A 19,231-nucleotide genomic window follows, 5' to 3' on the forward strand; every position below is an offset into this window, starting at 1 on the left:
GGGACGGGGAGCCGGGCTCCTCTTCTCCCGCCCGCCCGCCCAGATCTCCCGCCCCCGCGTCATCCGCACGGCGTGTCTCATCCACGCCCCGCGTCCGGTCCGAACCGCGCGTCGAGCTCGAACCAGACCGCCTTCCCCACACCGTGGGCCCGGAACCCCCACGCATCCGCGAGCGTATGCACCAGCAGCAGTCCGCGCCCGGATGTGCCCTCCTCGGCCGCATGCGTACGCAGCGTCGGATGCCGGGCGACGAAGTCCCGCACCTCCACCCGTAATCGGCCGCCGACCAGCGCGTCGGGCCCGTCGCCGAGCGTGGCCATGATGTGCGCCCCACGGTCGGTGTGCACCAGCGCGTTGGTGACCAGCTCGCTGATGAGCAGTTCGGCCAGGTCCCTCCTGCTCGGCTCGCCCCAGTGCCGCAGCAGTTCCCGCAGGGCCGCGCGGACCTCCGCCACCCGGGACAGCTCGCCGCCGTGCAATCGCCTGCTGAGGGCCGGGCCCCGCGCGCTCTCGATGGCCACCGCCCCCGCTTCCGGCCGCCCGGCCGTCCCGCCCCGCCGTGAAGGCTGACGCTTCATCCTCCCCCGCCCCGGCCGCACACGGCGCGGCCAGTGTCGAACTGTCGTCGAACACGCTCACGGAATGCATTCCCGCGTGTGGGTGCCCACACACCGCGGGAAATGATCGGGGAGTTGATCCGCCGAGCGCCGACGCCTAGGAGAGCCGCGTATGCACGACGACCGATCGCTGGTGGAAGGGCGCCTTGACCGGGCGCTGCACCAGTTCATCAGGCCCGCCCAGTACACGGCGCGCGCCCCGCTGACGCTGACCGCGTGGCGCACCCCCGGCGAGCCGGTGCCGGTGGGCGACGCGCTCAAGGGGACGTACGAGCCCTTCGAGACCGGCACCGAGTGGGGCTCGCCGTGGTCGACCTGGTGGTTCCGACTGGAGGGCGAGGTGCCCTCCGAGTGGGCGGGGCGGCGGGTCGAGGCCGTCATCGACCCGGGCTTCACCGGGGACGGTCCCGGTTTCCAGGCCGAGGGGCTGGTGTACGACGCGGAGGGTGTGCCGATCAAGGGCATCCATCCGCGCAACCGCCATATCCCCGTCGCCGCCCCGGCGGCCGGTGGCGAGCCGGTGCGGCTGCTGCTGGAGGCGGCGGCCAACCCGGCCGTACTGCGGGACGGCTTCGAGCCGACGCGGCTGGGCGATGTGCTGACCGCCGGTGACCGGCCGCTGTACCGCTTCGCCTCGGCCGACCTCGCCGTGCTGAACGAGGAGGTCTGGCATCTGGTGCTGGACATCGAGGTGCTGTCGGAGCTGATGCGCGAGCTCCCCGCGGACCGGCCGCGGCGCCACGAAATACTGCGTGCGCTGGAGAACATGCTGGACGCGCTGGACCTCCATGATGTGCCGGGCACCGCCGCGGCCGGGCGCGCCGCGCTGACCGAGGTGCTCGCCAGCCCGGCCAACGCCAGCGCACACCGCGTGTCGGCGACCGGACACGCCCATATCGACTCGGCGTGGCTGTGGCCGCTGCGCGAGACGGTGCGCAAGGCGTCCCGTACCTTCGCCAATGTCACCGCGCTCGCGGGCGAGTACCCCGAGCTGGTCTTCGCCTGTTCGCAGGCGCAGCAGTACGCGTGGGTGAAGGAGCATCAGCCGCATATCTGGGAGCGGATCAAGAAGGCGGTGGCGGACGGCAACTGGGCCCCCGTCGGCTCGATGTGGGTCGAGTCGGACGCCAATATGCCCGGCGGCGAGGCGCTGGCCCGGCAGATCGTGCACGGCAAGCGGTTCTTCCTGGAGGAGTTGGGGGTGGACACCGAGGAGATCTGGCTGCCGGACTCCTTCGGCTACACGGCCGCCTTCCCGCAGTTGGCGAAGCTCGCGGGGGTGCGGTGGTTCCTCACCCAGAAGCTGTCCTGGAACCAGTCGAACAAGATGCCCCACCACACCTTCTGGTGGGAGGGCATCGACGGCACCCGGGTGTTCACCCACTTCCCCCCGGTGGACACCTACAACGCCCAGTTCCATGCTCGCGAACTCGCCCACGCCGAGAAGAACTTCGCCGACAAGGGTCTTGCCACCCGCTCCCTCGTCCCCTTCGGCTGGGGCGACGGCGGGGGCGGCCCCACCCGCGAGATGCTGGAGAAGGCGCGCCGGCTGAAGTCGCTCGAGGGCTCGCCGCGGGTCGACATCGAGCGGCCGTCGGCGTTCTTCGCGGAGGCGGAGCGGGAGTACGCGGCCAAGGCGCCGGTGTGGTCGGGCGAGCTGTATCTGGAGCTGCACCGGGCGACGTACACCACCCAGGCCAAGACCAAGCAGGGCAACCGGCGCAGCGAGCATCTGCTGCGGGAGGCGGAGCTGTGGGCGACGGCCGCCGCGCTGCGCGCCCCCGGGTACGCCTATCCGTACGACGATCTCGACCGGATCTGGAAGACGGTGCTGCTGCACCAGTTCCATGACATCCTGCCGGGCTCCTCGATCGCCTGGGTGCACCGCGAGGCGCGCGACACCTATGAGCGGGTCCGCACCGATCTTGAGCAGATCGTCGCGGCGGCGGTCGGCGCGCTCGCCGGCGCGCCGGACGGGCCGGTGGTGCTGAACGCGTCCCCGTACGAGCGCGCCGAGGTCGTCACGCTCGACGCGCCGACGGCGGCGGCCCTTCCGGAGGGTGCACCGGTCCAGCCGCTGGAGGACGGGCGCGCCGCGGTCGCGGTGCGGCTGCCCGCGCTGGGCGCGGCGCCCGTGCACTCCGACACGCCGGCGGCGGCCGTGGCCGAGGCGCCGGTCAGCGCGCTGAGCGACGGGCGCACGATCGTGCTGGACAACGATGTACTGCGGGTCGTCATCGACGGCGACGGGCTGCTCACCTCCGTACGGGACCTGGCCGCCGACCGGGAGCTGATCGCGCCCGGCGCCCGCGGCAACCTCCTCCAACTGCACCCCGACCATCCGAACCAGTGGGACGCCTGGGACATCGACCGGCACTACCGCCGGGTCCACACCGACCTCACCGACGCCGAGTCCGTCGAACTGGTCGAGTCCGGGCCGCTGCGCGCCGCGGTCCGGGTGGTGCGCGCCTTCGGCGCGTCGGGGGCCTCCCGCGTCACCCAGGAGATCCGGCTCAGCCGGGGCAGCCGCCGGCTGGACATCGCCACCGAGGTGGACTGGCAGGAGTCGGAGAAGGTCCTCAAGGCCGCGTTCCCGCTGGACATCCACGCCAAGGTGTCCACCTCGGAGATCCAGTTCGGGCATGTGGACCGCGCCACGCACACCAACACCAGCTGGGACGCGGCCCGGTTCGAGATCTGCGCCCACCGCTGGCTGCGGGTCGCCGAGCCCGGCTATGGCGCGGCGCTGCTCAACGACTCGACGTACGGCCACGATGTGACCCGTACGGAGCACCCGGTCGAGGCCGCGGACGGCGGCGAGGGCGGCGGCGAGGGCGGGCCGGTGCTGGGCACGACGGTGCGGCTGACCCTGCTGCGCGCCCCGCACAGCCCCGACCCGGAGACCGACCTCGGCGCCCACCGCTTCAGCTATGCGCTGCTGCCCGGCGCCGAGGTGGGCGACGCGGTCGCCGAGGGCCTGGCGCTCAACCTGCCGCCGCGCGCCCTGCCTTCGGGCCCGGTGCTCCCGTCCCTGGTCGGCGTCGACAACCCCGCGATCACCGTCGAGTCCGTCAAACTGGCGGAGGACCGCGGCGGCGATGTGGTGGTGCGGCTGTACGAGTCGCGCGGCGGGCGCGCGTCCGCCACGCTGACCACCGGCTTCCCGGTGGTCAGCGCCCAGGTGACGGACCTGCTTGAGCGGCCGCTGCACGAGGCGGCCACCGGCGAGGGCGGGCTGGCCCTGAGCCTGCGCCCGCACGAGATCCTCACCCTGAGGCTCACGCCCGCGTAGGCCGAGTGCGGGCGGCGGGGTCAGGGCCGGGGCAGGTTCCGCAGATTCGCGCGGGCCAGTTGCACCATCCGGCCCACCCCGCCGTCCAGCACGATCTTGCTCGCGGACAGCGCGAAGCCGGTCACCATCTCCGCCCGGATCTTCGGCGGGATGGACAGCGCATTGGGGTCGGTGACCACATCCACCAGCGCGGGCCCCTTGTAGCGGAAGGCGGCCCGCAGCGCCGCCCGCAGATGCTTGGGCTTCTCCACCCGCTCGCCGTACGCCCCGGCGGCGCGGGCGATCTCCGCGAAGTCGGGGTTCACATTGGTGGTGCCGTACGTAGGCAGGCCCGAGACCATCATCTCCAGCTCGACCATGCCGAGCGCGGAGTTGTTGAAGAGCACCACCTTCACCGGCAGGTCGTACTGGACGAGGGTGAGGAAGTCGCCCATCAGCATGGCGAAACCGCCGTCGCCCGACATCGAGACGACCTGGCGGCGGCGGTCGAGGAACTGGGCGCCGATCGCCTGCGGCACCGCGTTGGCCATCGAGCCATGGGTGAACGAGCCGATCACCCGGCGCCGGCCGTTGGGCGTCAGATAGCGGGCCGCCCACACATTGCACATACCGGTGTCGACGGTGAACACCGCGTCCGGGGCCGCCTCCTCGTCCAGCACCGCCGCCACATACTCCGGGTGGATCGGAATGTGCCTGTCCACCCGGCGGGTGTACGCCTTGACCACGCCTTCCAACGCGTCCGCGTGCTTCTTCAGCATCCGGTCCAGAAATCTGCGGTCGTCCTTGACGCGTACCTTCGGCGTCAGACAGGTCAGCGTCTCGCGCACATCGCCCCACACCGCCAGGTCGAGCTTGGAGCGGCGGCCCAGATGCTCGGGGCGGACGTCGATCTGCACGATCTTCACATCGTCGGGCAGAAAGGCGTTGTACGGGAAGTCGGTGCCCAGCAGGATCAGCAGATCGCATTCGTGGGTGGCCTCGTACGCCGCGCCGTAGCCCAGCAGTCCGCTCATGCCCACGTCGTACGGATTGTCGTACTGGATCCACTCCTTGCCCCGCAGCGCATGCCCCACCGGGGCCTTCACCCGCTCGGCGAAGGCCATCACCTCGGCGTGCGCCCCGGCGGTGCCGCTGCCGCAGAACAGCGTCACCCGGTCGGCCGCGTCCACCATCCGGGCGAGCGCGTCGATCTCCGCATCGCCGGGGCGCACCGAGGGGAGGCTGGTGACCAGGGCGTGCTCCTCGGCCCGCTCGGGCGCCGGGAGCGCCGCGACATCCCCGGGCAGCGCCACCACGCTGACGCCGCTGCGGCCGATCGCGTGCTGGATCGCGGTCTGCGGCACCCGCGGCATCTGCCGCGGGTTGGAGATCAGCTCGCAGTAGTGGCTGCACTCGTTGAACAGCCGGTCGGGGTGGGTCTCCTGGAAGTAGCCGCTGCCGATCTCGCTGCTGGGGATGTGCGAGGCCAGGGCGAGCACCGGGGCCATCGAGCGGTGCGCGTCGTACAGGCCGTTGATCAGATGCAGATTGCCGGGGCCGCAGGACCCGGCGCAGGCCGCGAGGCGGCCAGTGAGCTGCGCCTCGGCCCCGGCGGCGAAAGCCGCCGACTCCTCGTGGCGGACCTGGATCCAGTCGATGGCCGCGTTGCGGCGGACCGCGTCCACGACCGGGTTGAGGCTGTCCCCCACGACCCCGTACAGCCGCTGCACCCCGGCGCGCGCCAGGAGATCCACAAACTGCTCGGCCACGGTCTGCTTGCCCATCGCGCGCCCTTCCGTCCGGGTCATGGCTGCGTATGCCGGTAACCCGGCGGATAGCTCCATCAACCCATGGACCGCGCGCTCACGCCTCCCAGACGGCGGCCGCCGTACGGTCGTCGGCGTATCCGGCGTATCCGTTCACCCGCGTCCGGGTGTCCGCGAGGAACGCGGCGAGCCCCGGCGGCTCGCCCTGCGCCCAGCGTTCCGCCAGGTGACCGGCGAGCTCGGGCCGGCCGCGCAGCGGGCCGGCGAGCCCGCCGCCACACATCAGCAGCACATCGCCCGACCGGGCTACGGAGGCCCGGAACCGGAACGGGCCGGCGGCGGGGACCGGGGCCGGGCCCGGGGCGGGGCCGGTGCCCGGTGTGGCGATCCCGAAGCTCATCGTCGCGGGCGCCTCGGCGGCTTGTGGCGTGGGCCGCTTCGTACCGCCGAAGCCCACCACGGGGCCGCCCACGGTGTCCTGTTCCGGCCCGGGCGGCTCCAGGTCCTGCCAGGCGCCGGCACGCAGCCGGAAGACGCCGCCGTCGCCCGCGCCGAAGAACACCCGGGTACGGCAGGCGGGGTCGGCGGGCAGCAGCAGACAGCGCAGCGCGGCGGTGTACTCGGCCGGGTCCACGCCCAGCTCGGCCGCACGGGCCCGCAGCCGGCCCAGGCCGCGGTCGGTGAGCCGCTGCAGCCCGGACTTGAGCGCACTGCGGTTTCCGGTGCGCAGGTCGTTTATTAATCGCGCATGGCTGCGGCCGACCGCACCGCCGATCCACTCACACAGCTCACGCGCCGCCCGCTGCGCCCCCTCGGCACCCCCCACGCCACTCACGCCACTCGCGCCACTCGCGAGCGCCACCATCACCAACGCCCCGGGCCCCGCCCCGAACCGCGCCGTCAACAACGCGTCGCGCCGAGGCTCCCCGCTCCGGCGAGCCGACTCGCCGCGAGAGGAGACCGCCCGCAGCGTGGCGGCCCCGCAGCGGGCGCCGTCCAACACGGTGTCGGGCACGAGGTCCGCCAACTCGTACGGCTCGGCGAGCGGCAGCTCAACCGGCTCGTCGCCGTACGCGGCGGGTTGTGGTTGGGGTGGTTGGGTCTGGGGTGACTGCGGCTGGGGTGCCCGCGCGCGGGGCGGCTGGAGCGGCTGCGGCTCCTGGGGTGGCTGCTGCCCAGTCGGCTGCGCCTCGGGCGGGCGCGCCTGGGGTGGCTGCGCGCCGGGCGGCTGCGGCCGCTGCGGCTCGGGCCGTAGTTCCTGGCGTAGCTGCTCCCCGGACGGCTGCACCTCGGGCAGCCATGCCTGAGGTGGCTGCGGCTCGGACGGCTGCACCCGGGGCGGCTGCGCCTCGGGCGGCCATGCCTGAGGTGGGCGCGCCTCGGTCGACCGTGCCTGGGGTGGCTGCGGCCGCTGTGTCTCGGGCGGCTGCTCCCCGGACGGCTGCGGCTCGGGCGGGCGCGCCTGGGGTGGCTGCGCGCCGGGCGGCTGCGGCCGCTGCGGCTCGGGCGGCTGCTCCCCGGACGGCTGCGCCTCGGTCGACCGTGCCTGAGTCGGGCGCGCCTCGGTCGGCCACGCCTGAGGCGGGGGCGCCTGGGATGACTGCTCCGCCGCGCCAGGGCCAACAGCGTGTCCGGCGTCGGGTCCCGCTCCGGGGCCAACACGGGGGCCCACGCCGGGTTCCGCGCCAGGTCCCGCGCTGAAGCCCGCAGCGGGGCCCGTGCCGGGCCCCGCGCCAAGTCCCGTACTGGGGCCCATGCCGGGTTCCGCGTCTGCTCCCCCGCCCGGGCCGGGCCCGGGTTCCTTGCGGCCGGAGAACCACCCGAAGGCCTCACCCGGCCGGGCGGGCCTGCCCGGCCCGGTCGGTGCCCCCGACCCGTCCGGCGCCCCTGACCCGCCCGATGCCCCAGGCCCACCTGGCACGCCGGGTCCGTCCGATACCCCCGATCCGTCCGGCGCCCCCGACCCGTCCGGGGCCGCCGGCCCGCCCAAGGCTCCCGCCTCGGCCGACACCCCCGCCTCCCCCGGCGGCCGAGGCCCCCAGGGGGCTCCGGCCGCCGGTGCGGAGCCGGGCGGGGCGCCGGTCGGCGGCTGGGGGCCGCCGACCGTGCGGGAGGCGGAGTCGAATCGGTCGTCGACGGAGTCCGCCGCGGGGGCGGGGCCCACGTCGCCGGTGTCACGGCGGTACAACTCGCCCCACCAGTCGTCCTCGTGACGGCGCCTGTCCCCCTGCTCGCTCATGCCGTTCATTGTTTCCCCGGCGAGCCCGGCGCGGAACACCGCCTGTGCCGACGGGCGCTAGCCGCGGTAGGTCTCCAGCAGCCGCAGCCACACCTCGCTGATCGTCGGGAACGAGGGAACCGCGTGCCACAGCCGTTCCACGGGGACCTCGCCCGCGACCGCCACCGTGGCCGAGTGCAGCAGTTCGCCCACCCCCGGGCCGGCGAAGGTCACGCCGATCAGATGGCCCCGGTCGAGGTCGACGATCATGCGGGCCTGGCCGCGGTAGCCCTCGGCGTACAGCGCGGAGCCGGTGACCCGGCCGAGGTCGTAGTCGACGACGCGGACGCGGCGGCCCTGGGCCTCCGCCTCTGCCGCGCTGAGGCCGACCGCGGCGACCTCGGGGTCGGTGAACACCACCTGCGGCACCGCCGCGGTGTCGGCGGTGGCCGCGTGGGCGCCCCACGGGTCCGTCTCCAGGAGCGGTACGCCCTGGGCCCGTGCGCCGATCGCGGCGCCCGCGATACGCGCCTGGTACTTGCCCTGGTGGGTCAGCAGCGCGCGGTGGTTGACGTCGCCGACGGCGTACAGCCAGCCGCCCTCCACGTCCGACACCCGGCAACTGTCGTCGACCCGCAGCCAGCTGCCCGGTTCGAGGCCGACCGTCTCCAGGCCGATGTCATCGGTGCGCGGGGTGCGTCCGGTGGCGAACAGCACCTCGTCCGCCTCCAACTGCTCCCCGTCCGACAGGGTCAGCGTGACCGGTCCGGCGCCGGAGCCGTAGCCGGCCGGGCCGCCCGACTGGGCCCGCCGTACGCCGGTCACGGAGGTGCCGGTGCGCACCTGCGCCCCGGCCTCGGCCAGCGACTTGGCGACGAGCTCGCCGACGAACGGCTCCATGCGGGCCAGCAGGCCGGAGCCGCGGACCAGCATGGTCACCTCCGAGCCGAGCGCCTGCCAGGCGGTGGCCATCTCGGTGGCGACCACGCCGCCGCCCACCACGGCCAGCCGCCGGGGGACGGCGGACGCGCTGGTCGCCTCGCGGCTGGTCCAGGGGCGTACGTCGGTCAGGCCGGGCAGGTCGGGGAGCGCGGCGCTGCTGCCGGTGCATACGGCGACCGCGTGCCGGGCGGTGAGGAAGCGTTCCTGCCCGTCCGCGTCCGTGACCGCGACCCGCTTCTCGCCCACCAGCCGGCCGTGCCCGCGTACGAGGTCGATGCCCGCCGAGTCCAGCCAGGCGACCTGCCCGTCGTCCTTCCAGCGGGCGACGTAGTCGTCGCGGCGCGCGAAGACGGCCGGGGCGTCCAGCGGCCCGCTCGCCGCGTGGCGCAGCCCGGGCAGGCGCTGCGCGTCGGCGCGCGCGATCATCGGGCGCAGCAGCGCCTTGCTGGGGACGCAGGCCCAGTACGAGCAGTCGCCGCCGACCAGTTCGCTCTCCACGATCACCGCGGAGAGCCCTTCGGCGCGGACCCGGTCCGCGACGTTCTCTCCTACGGGACCCGCGCCCAGGACGATGACGTCGTACTCCTCCGTGGCGGCCATCATTTGCAACTCGCTCTCTGCCCGGCTCCGGCGTGTGGCCGGGCTTTCGGTTCCTTCGGGCATCATCGCCCGAAGGAACCGATGTGGACCACACGAGTCACGGCGCCGGAGCAGCGTCACGGCTCGTCACGAGCGGAGTCACGGCTCGTCACGAGCTGCGTCGTGAGCAGGGTCACGGCTTGCGCAGGGGGCCCCGCTTGCGCTCCATCATGTGCCGGCCGAGCGCCTGCCGCTGTTTGAAGGTCCGCCGCAGTTCGGCCCGCAGCCGGTCGTCGGTGCGGGCGGCGAGGCGTTCGTTCTCGCGCAGCAGCTTGCGGTAGCTGTCGAGGCGGCGTTCCGGCAGTGTGCCGTCCTCGATCGCGGCGAGCACCGCGCAGCCCGGCTCCGCCTGGTGGGCGCAGTCGTGGAAGCGGCACTCCTCGGCCAGCGCCTCGATCTCGGAGAACGCCTGTGCGACGCCTTCTTCGGCGTCCCACAGCCCGACCCCGCGTACGCCGGGTGTGTCGATGAGGACCCCGCCCCACGGCAGCCGCAGCAGATCGCGGGTGGTCGTGGTGTGCCGGCCCTTGCCGTCGGCGTCCCGGACCTCGTGCACCTGTTGCGCGGTCTCGCCCAGCAGCGCGTTGGCGAGCGTCGACTTGCCCGCGCCGGACTGCCCGAGCAGCACCGAGGTGCCCGAAGAGAGTACGGCGCCGAGCACGTCCAGGCCCTCGCCGGTCGCGGAGCTGACGGCCAGCACCTGGACGCCGGGCGCGGCGGTCTCGACATCCGCCAGGAGGTGGCCCAGCGTCTCGGGGTCGGGCACCAGGTCCGCCTTGGTCAGGACGACCAGCGGCTGGGCGCCGCTCTCCCAGGCCAGGGCCAGGAACCGCTCCAGGCGGCCCAGGTCCAACTCGACGGCGAGGGAGACGGCCACGACGGCGTGGTCGACGTTGGCGGCCAGTACCTGGCCCTCGGAACGCTTCGACGACGTCGAACGCACAAAGGCGGTACGGCGGGGCAGGAGCGTGCGGACATACCGCGGATCGCCGCCTTCGGGATCGACAGCGACCCAGTCCCCGGTGCACACGACCTTCATCGGGTCGCGGGGAACGACGAACTCGGTGTCGGCACGGACGACACCGGCAGGCGTGACGACGTCGCATTGGCCACGGTCGACACGTACCACACGACCCGGCAGGAGGCCCTGCTCGGCGTGCGGAGCGAACTCGGCGTCCCAGCCGTCGTCCCAGCCATACGGGGCGAGGGGATGCGAGGAGGACGAAGACGAGCCCAAGAGGGAAGAGAAAGACAAGGGGGGACCCTTCGCAGGGGCGGCCCCGGCCTCGCACCGTCAACCAGGTGCGCAAGGAAGAGAATCGGTCAGCCGGAGGCCACGGAGGTGGACTTGATGAACTCCTGGATGCGGGCAGCGCCCATCTCGACGACAGCCATCGGTCACACCTCCCAAACAAGCCAAGTCACCCACGGCAACACTGAGCTACCGCTCGAACACAACCGACCCTAGAGGCTCACGAGCCCCGGCGCCACCGAATTTCGGCGCACCCATGGCGCAACGCGTTCACGTCCTCACGCCGACCCCGGCGTCCTGAGCCCACGCCACCAGGCCATCGAGGTCGGCCGACAGGGTCGGCCCGGGCCGCCACGGGTTCGGGCCCCGGCTCCGGGTCCGGCCGGGGCACAGCGGCTTTCGGGCGGCAGCTCGGTCACTCCAGTCACGCCACGGTCCGGAACTCATGGACAACCTCGATCACGCCGACGACGCCCAGGGATGTTCACCCGCGGCTACGGGGCTTGACCCAAGGCCCAGCTCGAACTGGCCCGCAGGGTTGGATTCTGTGGTGGGTCAGCGAGTGCCCAGCAGGCCGGCGAGCAGTTGGAGTCGCTCGGCGTCGGGACTGCCTTCGGCGGCGGTGCAGACGATGAGCACGGGGCCGGAAGCCCCTGGCATCGGGTAGGCGTCCCAGTCCAGGTTCAGTTCCCCGACCAGGGGGTGGTTGACGCGCATCTGGCCGCGGGTGGGTTCCTCCACGTCGTGACGGGCCCACAGGGCCGCGAACTCGTCGCTGCGGACCGCCAGTTCACCCACCAGCTCGACGGCACGCGGATGGCCTGGATAGGCGGCGACCTGCGTCCGTAGCATCCCGGTCAGCTCTGCGACGGTGGCTGCTCGCTCCGGGCAAGTCTGGTCGGCCTCGGGGTGCAGGAACAGGGACAGCAGGTTTCGCCCCGTCTGGGGCTGCTGGGTGAACTCGCCCAGCAGGGCACCGGCGAGCGGGCTCTAGGCCAGTACGTCCAGGAAACGGCCGACCACCAGGGCGGGCAGGGTCATGGTGCGCAGCAGCCGTAGCGTGGTGGGCGGTACCTCCTCCGGAGCGTGGTGGCCTGGGCTGCGGGTGGGCGTGCGCGCGGCGGCGGCGAGGCTGTGCAGATGCCGGGACTCCTCGGCGGAGAAGTTGAGGGCGCGCGCGAGGGCGTCCAGGACCTGGTCGGAGGGTCGTACGTCGCGTCCCTGCTCCATGCGCTGGTAGTAGTCCGCGCTCACCCCTGCCAGCAGGGCCAGCTCTTCACGCCGCAGCCCGGCCACGCGCCGCCGCGGGCCGGGTTCCAGGCCGACGTCCTGTGGCCGCAGCCGAGTTCGGCGGGTTCGCAGGAAATCGGCGAGTTCGCGGCGGGGGTCGTCGCTCATGGCGAGGGGGGCGTCGGTCACGGCGCCAGTATGCCGCGGGCGCGGCTTGTGAAGGTGGGTCTGCCAGTCCCAGGAAAAGGCGAACGACCGTGATGCCGCGTGCAGGGTCCAGCATCGGATCCACCACAACCGGTCACGGAAGGACAGCGACATGAAGGCCGTTCAGATCACGAGTTACGGTGCACCGGACGTCCTGCGGGTCAACGACGTCGACCGCCCCGCTCCCGGTCCGGGCGAGGTACTGGTGTCGGTCGAGGCGTCCAGCGTGAACGGACACGACGTGATCGTCCGCGCGGGGGAGTTGAAGATGGTGTCGGGACGCCGGTTCCCGATCGGTGTGGGGCTGGACTTCGCGGGCGTCGTCGCCGCGACCGGCGCCGACGTCGCGGGTTACCGGGCCGGGGACCGGGTGTGGGGCATGGTGCATCCCCGGCATCGGCACACGACCGGTGGGGCGGCCGAGCACGTCGTTGTGTCCACGGACCGTATCGCGCACGCCCCGGCGGGCCTCTCGCCAGTCGACGCGGCCTCCCTGGTCGTCGCGGGCGCAACGGCGCTCATCGCGCTGCGCGACAGCGTGCACCTCGCGGGCGGGGAACGGGTCCTGGTCCGGGGTGCGGCCGGCGGAGTCGGCACAGCCGCCGTGCAACTGGCACACGCGCTGGGCGGCCATGTGACCGCACTGGCCCGCGACCGCCACGTCCAACTGCTCACCGGCCTCGGTGCCGCCGAGGTCCTCGACTACGGCTCCACCACCTCGGGCCAGATCGGACCGTTCGACGTCATCGTGGACACCGTAGGCTCGGAACTGAACTGCTACCGAAGCCGGTTGGCCAAGGGCGGCCGAATGGTCACCGTCGGGCTGTCGGCCGGCGCCCTGGCCGCGATCGCCGCGTCGAGCGTGTACGGTGCCCGCCGCATCCGCACCTTCAGCGCCAATCCCGACACCGCCGTGCTCCGCGATCTGGCCGGCCATGTCACTTCGGGTGCGCTCCGCCCGGTGGTCGACAGCGTGTACCCGCTGGAAGACATCGCCGCAGCGCACGAGGCGTTCGAACGCGGCGGCGTCGTGGGCAAACACGTGGTCGCGGTGTCGGCGTAGCTCCGTCGTTCTTGTGAGCATGCGGTTTGACGGGCGATCGGGCAGTTCGTGACGCTGACCGTCGGACTCCGTCTGATCGCGTGCGGGCCGAGGCGAACTGTCGGCCTCGACCGTGCAGTCGAAGGTGAGCCTGCTTGCACTGGAGACCGGGGGTTTCACCCTGGCCGTGTCGCTGACGCGCACCTGCCGGGCCAGGAGCCTTCCGCCGCCGACCAGTTGATCCTGGTGGGCGCCGTTGAGTTACGGCGGGGTGCTGCACGGCGGAGCCCAGGCGCGCGCGGAGCCGCCCGACAACGACCCCGAGATCATGCTGATCCACACCGACGTCCTGCACGAGCCGGCCCGAGCACACCTGGCCGGCAGCCGGAAGGGGCGGTGGCCGGCCGGCTCTCTCATCGCGCGGGTGCTCGTGGAACTGCACAGCCGTGACGGACCCAGCCGGTCCGCCTTCGACGGTTGTCGGTGTGACGCAGACTCCAGGTGTTTCCCCAGACTTTCGTGTCCCGAACAGGCCCGTAGGGACCTGCCCCTCGACCAGGCGATCCGATGAAACGTCGATGGCATAGGCTGCACTCCCACGACGCGGGTCTGAACATGTGTTTCATGCCCGTACTCCCGTGTGTCAGGGATACTCTCGGCGGCTTGGGTAGGGTCGCCAGGAGGTGAGCCACCGCATTGGATCCACGTCACAGCCATGCCACCTGGTACGGCCTGCTGGGCCCGGTCGAGGTGCTGCGCGGCGATACCGCACTGGACTTGGGACCCCGGCAGCGCAGGGTGTTGCTCACCCGCCTGCTGATCGAGGACGGTCGGCCGGTCTCCACGGGGGAGCTCTGCCGGGACCTGTGGCAGGGCTCCCAGCCGGCCGGGGCAGTCGCCTCCGTACGCGCGCACGTCAGCAGGCTGCGCTCGGTGCTCGACCCCGTACGGCACGGCCGGTCCAGGCTGCTGGTCAACGGGCCCGGGGGCTACGCCCTGAGGGTGCCCCGCGAGGCACGGGACACCACCCGCTTCGAGGAATCCGTGGCCCAGGCCCGGGAGTTCATGAGGCGCGGTCAACTGCAGGCCGCCCGCGAGGAGTTGCGCGGCGCGCTCGGTCTGTGGCGCGGCGAGGCCTTCGGCGACGCCGCCGACCATGCCTTCGCGATACGCGAGAAGGCCCGGCTCAACGCCGCCCGCCAGGACGCCGAGGAGCTGTGGGCCACCATCCTCATCAAACAGGGCGACCTGGAGCGCGCGATCGGCGCCGCCGAGAGCCTCACCCTCAACGCCCCGCTCCGCGAGGCGTCATGGGCGCTGCTGATGCGCGCGCTGTACGGGGCGGGAAGGTCGGTCGAGGCGGTGCGGCAGTACGAGCGGTTCCGCACGATGCTGGCCACGGAACTCGGCCTCCACCCCGGCCCCGGGATACGCGATCTGCACACCGCCATCCTGCGGCATGACACCGAGGTTCTCGGCGATCCCCGCCCGTCCCGCTCCGCGGTGGTCCTGTCCGACGGACCGGATCCCACCACCGTGCCCTTGGTGGGCCGGGGCGAGGAGACCGGGCGGCTCACCGCGCTGCTGCGCGCCGCGGCCGCGGGCCGCACCCAGTGGGCCGTGGTCTCCGGAGAGCCGGGGTCCGGCAAGAGCCGGCTGCTGGACGAGGTGGCCTCCCGGGCCGCGGCCGCGGACTTCACCGTCGCACGGGCCAGTGGCGGCCAGGCGCTCAGCGAAAGCCACGGCATCTCCCTGGTCTGCCCCGCGACCCAACTGCTCGACGCGCTGCGCCCGGAGGGGGCCGACACCCGCCCGGACGGCACCGGGGACACGGAGCGGCTCGCCGCGCTCGTACGGGAACTGCATCGCGGACCCACCCTGTGCGTCATCGACGACCTCGACTGGGCCTCGCCGGACTTCCACACCCTGCTGCGCCAACTCGCCGCCCTTGTGCGGGAGGCACCCGTGGCCGTGGTCTGCGCTCTGCGGAAGGCCGACGATCCCGCGGCCAGCGGGCTGCTCGCCGATCTGGCCCGCTACGGCGCCACCCGGCTGCAGCTGGATCCGCTGTCCATCGCCGATGTGGCCGAGTTGCTCACCGCCCGCGGCGAGAGCGCCTCGCCGCAGGAGGCGGCGGCGCTGCACCGGCGGAGCGAGGGCAATCCCTTCACCCTCGGCGAGCTGTTGAAGCTGCCGCCGGACCGGCGCGTGGGGCCCGCGGCGCGGGTCCCGGCCGCGGTGAGCAGCGTCGTCCACGCACGGCTGGCCGAGCTGACCGCGCCGGCCAGGACGATGCTCACCTACGCCGCCGCCGACGGGACGCAGTTGGACATCGGGTTGCTCGCCGAGGTGCAGGACATGCCACGGGAGCGGCTGCTGCCGCTCATCGACGCCGCCGTCACCGCCCGCGTTCTGGTCTGGGACGCGGACCCCGACGAGCACGGTTCGGGGCGCTACCGCTTCCCCGAGCTGCCGCGCGAGATCGTACTGGGCACCCTCACCCCGTCCTCCAGACAGCTGCTGCACGCGTCCCTCGCCCGCGCTCTGGCCAACCGTCCGGGCGCCGATCCGGAACGGATCGCCGGGCAGCTGCGCGCGGCGGGCCCGATGGCGCCGGAGGCGTTCGGCCCCGTAGGTCATCCCGCACCCGAGCAAGGGCTCTGACGACCTGTCCCCCACCCCGTCAACACCCCCACCGCCGTTGGACTCGAGGTCCTTCGGCCAGGAGGAGAAGTCCATGACCGATCAGCACCGGGCCGGTGGCGCCGAGACGCCGAACGGCCGGTCGGCCGCGGGATTCGCATCGCGCGCGCCGGAATCGACCCCGGCGCGCGGTTCCTCGCCCGCCTCCGACGAGGGGGCCTCCACCTCGCCCGACGCGGCGAGCATCGAGGAACACCTCACCGGCAAGAAGACATCCGCCACCAGCTCCAGTGCGTCGACGCCCGCCCGGGCGACGACGGGCAAGGACGACGGAGAGGAGTCCACAAGCGGTTCCGCGGCCGGTGAGAAGCCGGCCACCGGTAAGCAGACGGCCACCCGCGGCGGCCCGGCCACCGGGCCCACCGCGGAGCCGGAGTCCGAAGCGCCGGACACCGCCGCGCCCGAAACCGCCGGCACCAGCGGGAAGCCGAAGGCATCGAAGGCGCGCGGCGGACACGACGAGGCAGCCGCCCCCGCTGGGGAGTCGGCGACCGGTACCCCGTCCGAGAGCGGTACCCGTGCCGGGACGTCCGGCCGCGGCAGGAGCGCGATCGCCACCGTGTCCGGCGACGGACGGTCCGGCGGGGCCGCGACGGCGACGGCCGCCGCCGCGGGCTCCGGCGGGGACTCCCCCGACACGGACGCCGGCTTCCCCGGCCGTCCCAAGAAGCCCCTGCTCGCCGGTGCCGCCATGGCGGGGGCCATCCTCATCGCCGTGCCGCTGCTCATCATGGCGACCGGCAAGGACGATGACGACAGCAAGGAGGTGGCCTCGTCCAGCTCCGCCGACACCGTTCTGGACGACGACGGGTCGAAGTCGGGGGCCTTCGTGGCTGAGTCGCCGTCCCCCAAGAAGTCGAAGGCGAAGAAGGACAAGAAGTCGAAGTCCTCCCCCTCCGCCTCTCCGGCGAAGGAGAAGGAGAAGGCCGCGGCCCCGCCGCCGCCGCCGCCCAACCCCTCGGCGTCCGCGAAGGCCAAGGAGAAGGCACGCCCGGCCGTGGGCAAGAAGCCGGCCGGCAATCTGCCGGCCGTCCTGACGCGGGTGCTGATCAAGAACAACACGAACGGCACCTGCGTCGACATCCCCGGCAACACCAGCGGCTCTCCCGACGGCCCGGCCGCCCAGTCGTGGTGCAACAGCAGTGCGGACGACAATCAGCTGTGGAACGTGGAGAAGAAGTACAACAGCGCCGGTCCCGGCGGAGCACCCCTGTTCCAGATCCGCAATGTCATGGACAGCATGTGCCTGGACCTGCCCGGTTACGGGGCCGCCGGGAACGCCCAGAAGGTCACCGAGTTCCCGTGCAACGGCACGACCGACGACAACCAGCTGTGGTGGCTGGACAAGCAGGCGGACGGCCGCTTCTGGATCCGCAACTTCGCCAGCAACAACCAGTGCCTCGACTCGTACAAGATGGATGAGTCGCTCGACCTGATCATCTGGCCGTGCGCACCGGAGAATCTCAACAACCACGAGTGGTACTTCACCCGCCACTGAGCCGTCCGGCTCGTCCACGTGTGGCCCCGGCGGTCTCCGCCGGGGCCACACGTGTCAGACCTCGCCCGCCTCTCCGGGCTCGGCCGGCTTCCGTTCCGTCCCGGTCCCCGGCTCCGTCTCCGGCTCCGGGCCGTCGTCCGCTGTTGCCGTCCGCTGATCGCCCGTCGGGAAATCGGGCCAGTCCTCGAGCGCCGCGATGTCCGGCAGATCCGTGATGGCTTCCGGCCGATCGTCGGCCCTGCCCTGCTCAGGCCACTCGTCCCCGCCCTCCGCCTCGTGCCGTTCCAGGTCGGCCTTGCTCTCCCGCAGCGCGCTCACCGTGACGAGTTGCCCCACCGGGGCGGAGGAGCTGAGGAACAGCACCTCTTTCCCCTCCGGCAGCCTCTCCAGCAGATCGGGCACCAACATCACCTCATGCGGGGGCAGTTTGTCCTCCTCCAGCTCCGGTGATGCCGAGAAGACGGGCACGGCCTCTGTACCGTCCGGTGCGTCGGTCACCGCCAGGGCGCCGTTCTCGTCGAGGCACACGGCCACCTCGGCGTCGGCGAGCATCAGGGCGAACAGCTCCTCCGAGGCGTATCCGGTGGCGACCAGCTGCACGGCGGCGTCCACGGGGCTGACCGGCGGGGCCCAGCCGTACGCGTCGGGTGAGGGACGGTACTCGGTGTTCTTCTCCCACTCGACGATCTCGCCGCTCTCGTTGCTGCGCCAGCGCCCGAGGCTCGCCCAGGAGGGCGGGGCCTCGCCCTCCTCACCGTTCCAGTGCCGGTCGATGATGGACAGCCAGTGGTTGGGGGCCACCTTGGCGGCCCTGACGTAGTCCTCGGGCGGCTCCCGGAAGCCCTCCTGGCCCTTGAGTACCGCGCCAGGACCGCCCTGGGTCCCGGATGCGCCCGAGTCCGCGCCGGCGGGACCGCCCGCGGGGTCCGCCTCCGCGGTGTTCTCGCGCTCGTCGTCTGGTGTTCCGGAAGAACTCGTCATGGGAGGAAACTCCGTCGATGTGCGGGGTGTGCGTTACATGCGGTGGGCGGAATTCCGCGGATCAGCTGGTGGAGTCCAGGCCGAGGGCCGTTTCTCCGGCGGCCTTCCCGTCGGCGGTCTGGTCCTCGGCAGGGGCCGTGGCGGGCGTGGCGGGCGCATGTGAGCCGCCGACTGTCGAGGGGCGCACGGGGGCCGGGGGCTCGGGCTCCTCCCCCTCCCAGGCCCCGTTCTCCGCCCGCGCCGTCTCCTCGACCGCCTGCCGCAGTGCGTCGGTTTCCACGGTCATGCTCACCGGTCCCGAGGGGTTGAGGTAGAGCACATGTCCTTCCGGTATCCGGTCCGCGACCTCGATCACCGGCATCAGCTCGTATCCGAAGCGACCGGCCGCGTGCAGATACGTGGGGGAGGTGAAGACGGGGACCACCGACGCACCGTCGGGCGAGGTGGCCGACAACGGGCCGCCACCGGGCCCGAGCAGCACCGCCACCTCCGCGCCGACCAGCAACCGCGGTACGGCCTCACCCGGGCCGTAACCGGTGGCCGCGAGCTGGACCGCCTCGTCCACCGCGTCGGTCGGCGCGGGCCAGCCGAGCGCCTGCGGCGAGGGGCGGTACTCCTCGTTGGCGCGCCACTCCTCGATCTCCCCGTCCAGGCCGGACCTCCACTGGCCCACCACCGCCCAGTTCGGCGGCTCGCCCTCCCCCGACCACGCGGGGTCGACCATGCCCAGCCAGTGGTCGGGTGCGAGCCGGGCTGCCTCCTTGATCTCCTCGGGGACCGGCGGCGCGGCGTCGGCGGCGGCCCCGGCCTCGGCGGTGGAGGTCCCGGCGGCGGTGTTGTCGTTCATGAGCTCCTCATGGGGATG

11 protein-coding genes and 1 pseudogene are annotated in these 19,231 nt (G+C 72.9%); 4 read left to right on the top strand and 8 right to left on the bottom strand.

What is annotated here, in order from left to right:
• Positions 1 to 77 precede the first annotated feature (77 nt).
• Entirely contained in the window at positions 78 to 521 is a 444-nt protein-coding gene (locus tag ACH4U7_RS16405; RefSeq protein WP_398528589.1) for an ATP-binding protein, read from the bottom strand.
• A 208-nt stretch (positions 522 to 729) separates the two neighbouring features.
• Between ACH4U7_RS16405 and ACH4U7_RS16410 the strand changes: the two genes are divergently transcribed.
• Complete coding sequence (locus ACH4U7_RS16410) at positions 730 to 3,909, top strand: alpha-mannosidase (protein ID WP_398528590.1); 3,180 nt, start codon at positions 730 to 732, stop codon at positions 3,907 to 3,909.
• A gap of 20 nt (positions 3,910 to 3,929) precedes the next feature.
• On the opposite strand, the gene ACH4U7_RS16415 is transcribed toward ACH4U7_RS16410, so the two are convergent.
• The 5 genes and pseudogenes from ACH4U7_RS16415 to ACH4U7_RS16435 all read right to left on the bottom strand — a co-directional run bounded on the left by ACH4U7_RS16415 (position 3,930) and on the right by ACH4U7_RS16435 (position 12,103).
• Positions 3,930 to 5,672: a pyruvate dehydrogenase gene (locus ACH4U7_RS16415; RefSeq protein WP_398528944.1), complete on the bottom strand. Its 1,743-nt coding sequence runs from the start codon at positions 5,670 to 5,672 to the stop codon at positions 3,930 to 3,932.
• Between the two features lie 79 nt (positions 5,673 to 5,751).
• The gene (locus tag ACH4U7_RS16420) at positions 5,752 to 6,987 is read right to left on the bottom strand and encodes a protein phosphatase 2C domain-containing protein (RefSeq protein WP_398528591.1); all 1,236 of its coding nucleotides are present in this window, start codon (positions 6,985 to 6,987) and stop codon (positions 5,752 to 5,754) included.
• A 963-nt stretch (positions 6,988 to 7,950) separates the two neighbouring features.
• Entirely contained in the window at positions 7,951 to 9,414 is a 1,464-nt protein-coding gene (locus ACH4U7_RS16425) for a dihydrolipoyl dehydrogenase family protein (RefSeq protein WP_398528945.1), read from the bottom strand.
• Positions 9,415 to 9,586: 172 nt separating this feature from the next.
• Positions 9,587 to 10,708, bottom strand: a complete 1,122-nt coding sequence (rsgA, locus tag ACH4U7_RS16430) for a ribosome small subunit-dependent GTPase A (RefSeq protein ID WP_398528592.1) — start codon at positions 10,706 to 10,708, stop codon at positions 9,587 to 9,589.
• A gap of 552 nt (positions 10,709 to 11,260) precedes the next feature.
• A pseudogene (locus ACH4U7_RS16435) lies at positions 11,261 to 12,103 on the bottom strand (helix-turn-helix transcriptional regulator).
• Positions 12,104 to 12,254: 151 nt separating this feature from the next.
• Between ACH4U7_RS16435 and ACH4U7_RS16440 the strand changes: the two are divergent.
• From ACH4U7_RS16440 to ACH4U7_RS16450, 3 genes are all read left to right on the top strand, one after another.
• On the top strand, positions 12,255 to 13,205 hold the full coding sequence (locus ACH4U7_RS16440) for an NADP-dependent oxidoreductase (protein WP_398528593.1): 951 nt from the start codon (positions 12,255 to 12,257) through the stop codon (positions 13,203 to 13,205).
• A 675-nt stretch (positions 13,206 to 13,880) separates the two neighbouring features.
• Complete coding sequence (locus ACH4U7_RS16445) at positions 13,881 to 15,848, top strand: BTAD domain-containing putative transcriptional regulator (protein WP_398528594.1); 1,968 nt, start codon at positions 13,881 to 13,883, stop codon at positions 15,846 to 15,848.
• Between the two features lie 73 nt (positions 15,849 to 15,921).
• Complete coding sequence (locus ACH4U7_RS16450; protein ID WP_398528595.1) at positions 15,922 to 17,385, top strand: RICIN domain-containing protein; 1,464 nt, start codon at positions 15,922 to 15,924, stop codon at positions 17,383 to 17,385.
• Between the two features lie 54 nt (positions 17,386 to 17,439).
• Here ACH4U7_RS16450 and ACH4U7_RS16455 read toward each other — a convergent pair whose 3' ends face one another.
• Entirely contained in the window at positions 17,440 to 18,366 is a 927-nt protein-coding gene (locus ACH4U7_RS16455) for a type VII secretion system-associated protein (protein WP_398528596.1), read from the bottom strand.
• A 61-nt stretch (positions 18,367 to 18,427) separates the two neighbouring features.
• Complete coding sequence (locus tag ACH4U7_RS16460; RefSeq protein ID WP_398528597.1) at positions 18,428 to 19,213, bottom strand: type VII secretion system-associated protein; 786 nt, start codon at positions 19,211 to 19,213, stop codon at positions 18,428 to 18,430.
• Positions 19,214 to 19,231 lie beyond the last annotated feature (18 nt).

This window comes from Streptomyces sp. NPDC020845, assembly GCF_044334165.1.
In the GTDB taxonomy this organism is placed as follows: Bacteria; Actinomycetota; Actinomycetes; order Streptomycetales; family Streptomycetaceae; genus Streptomyces.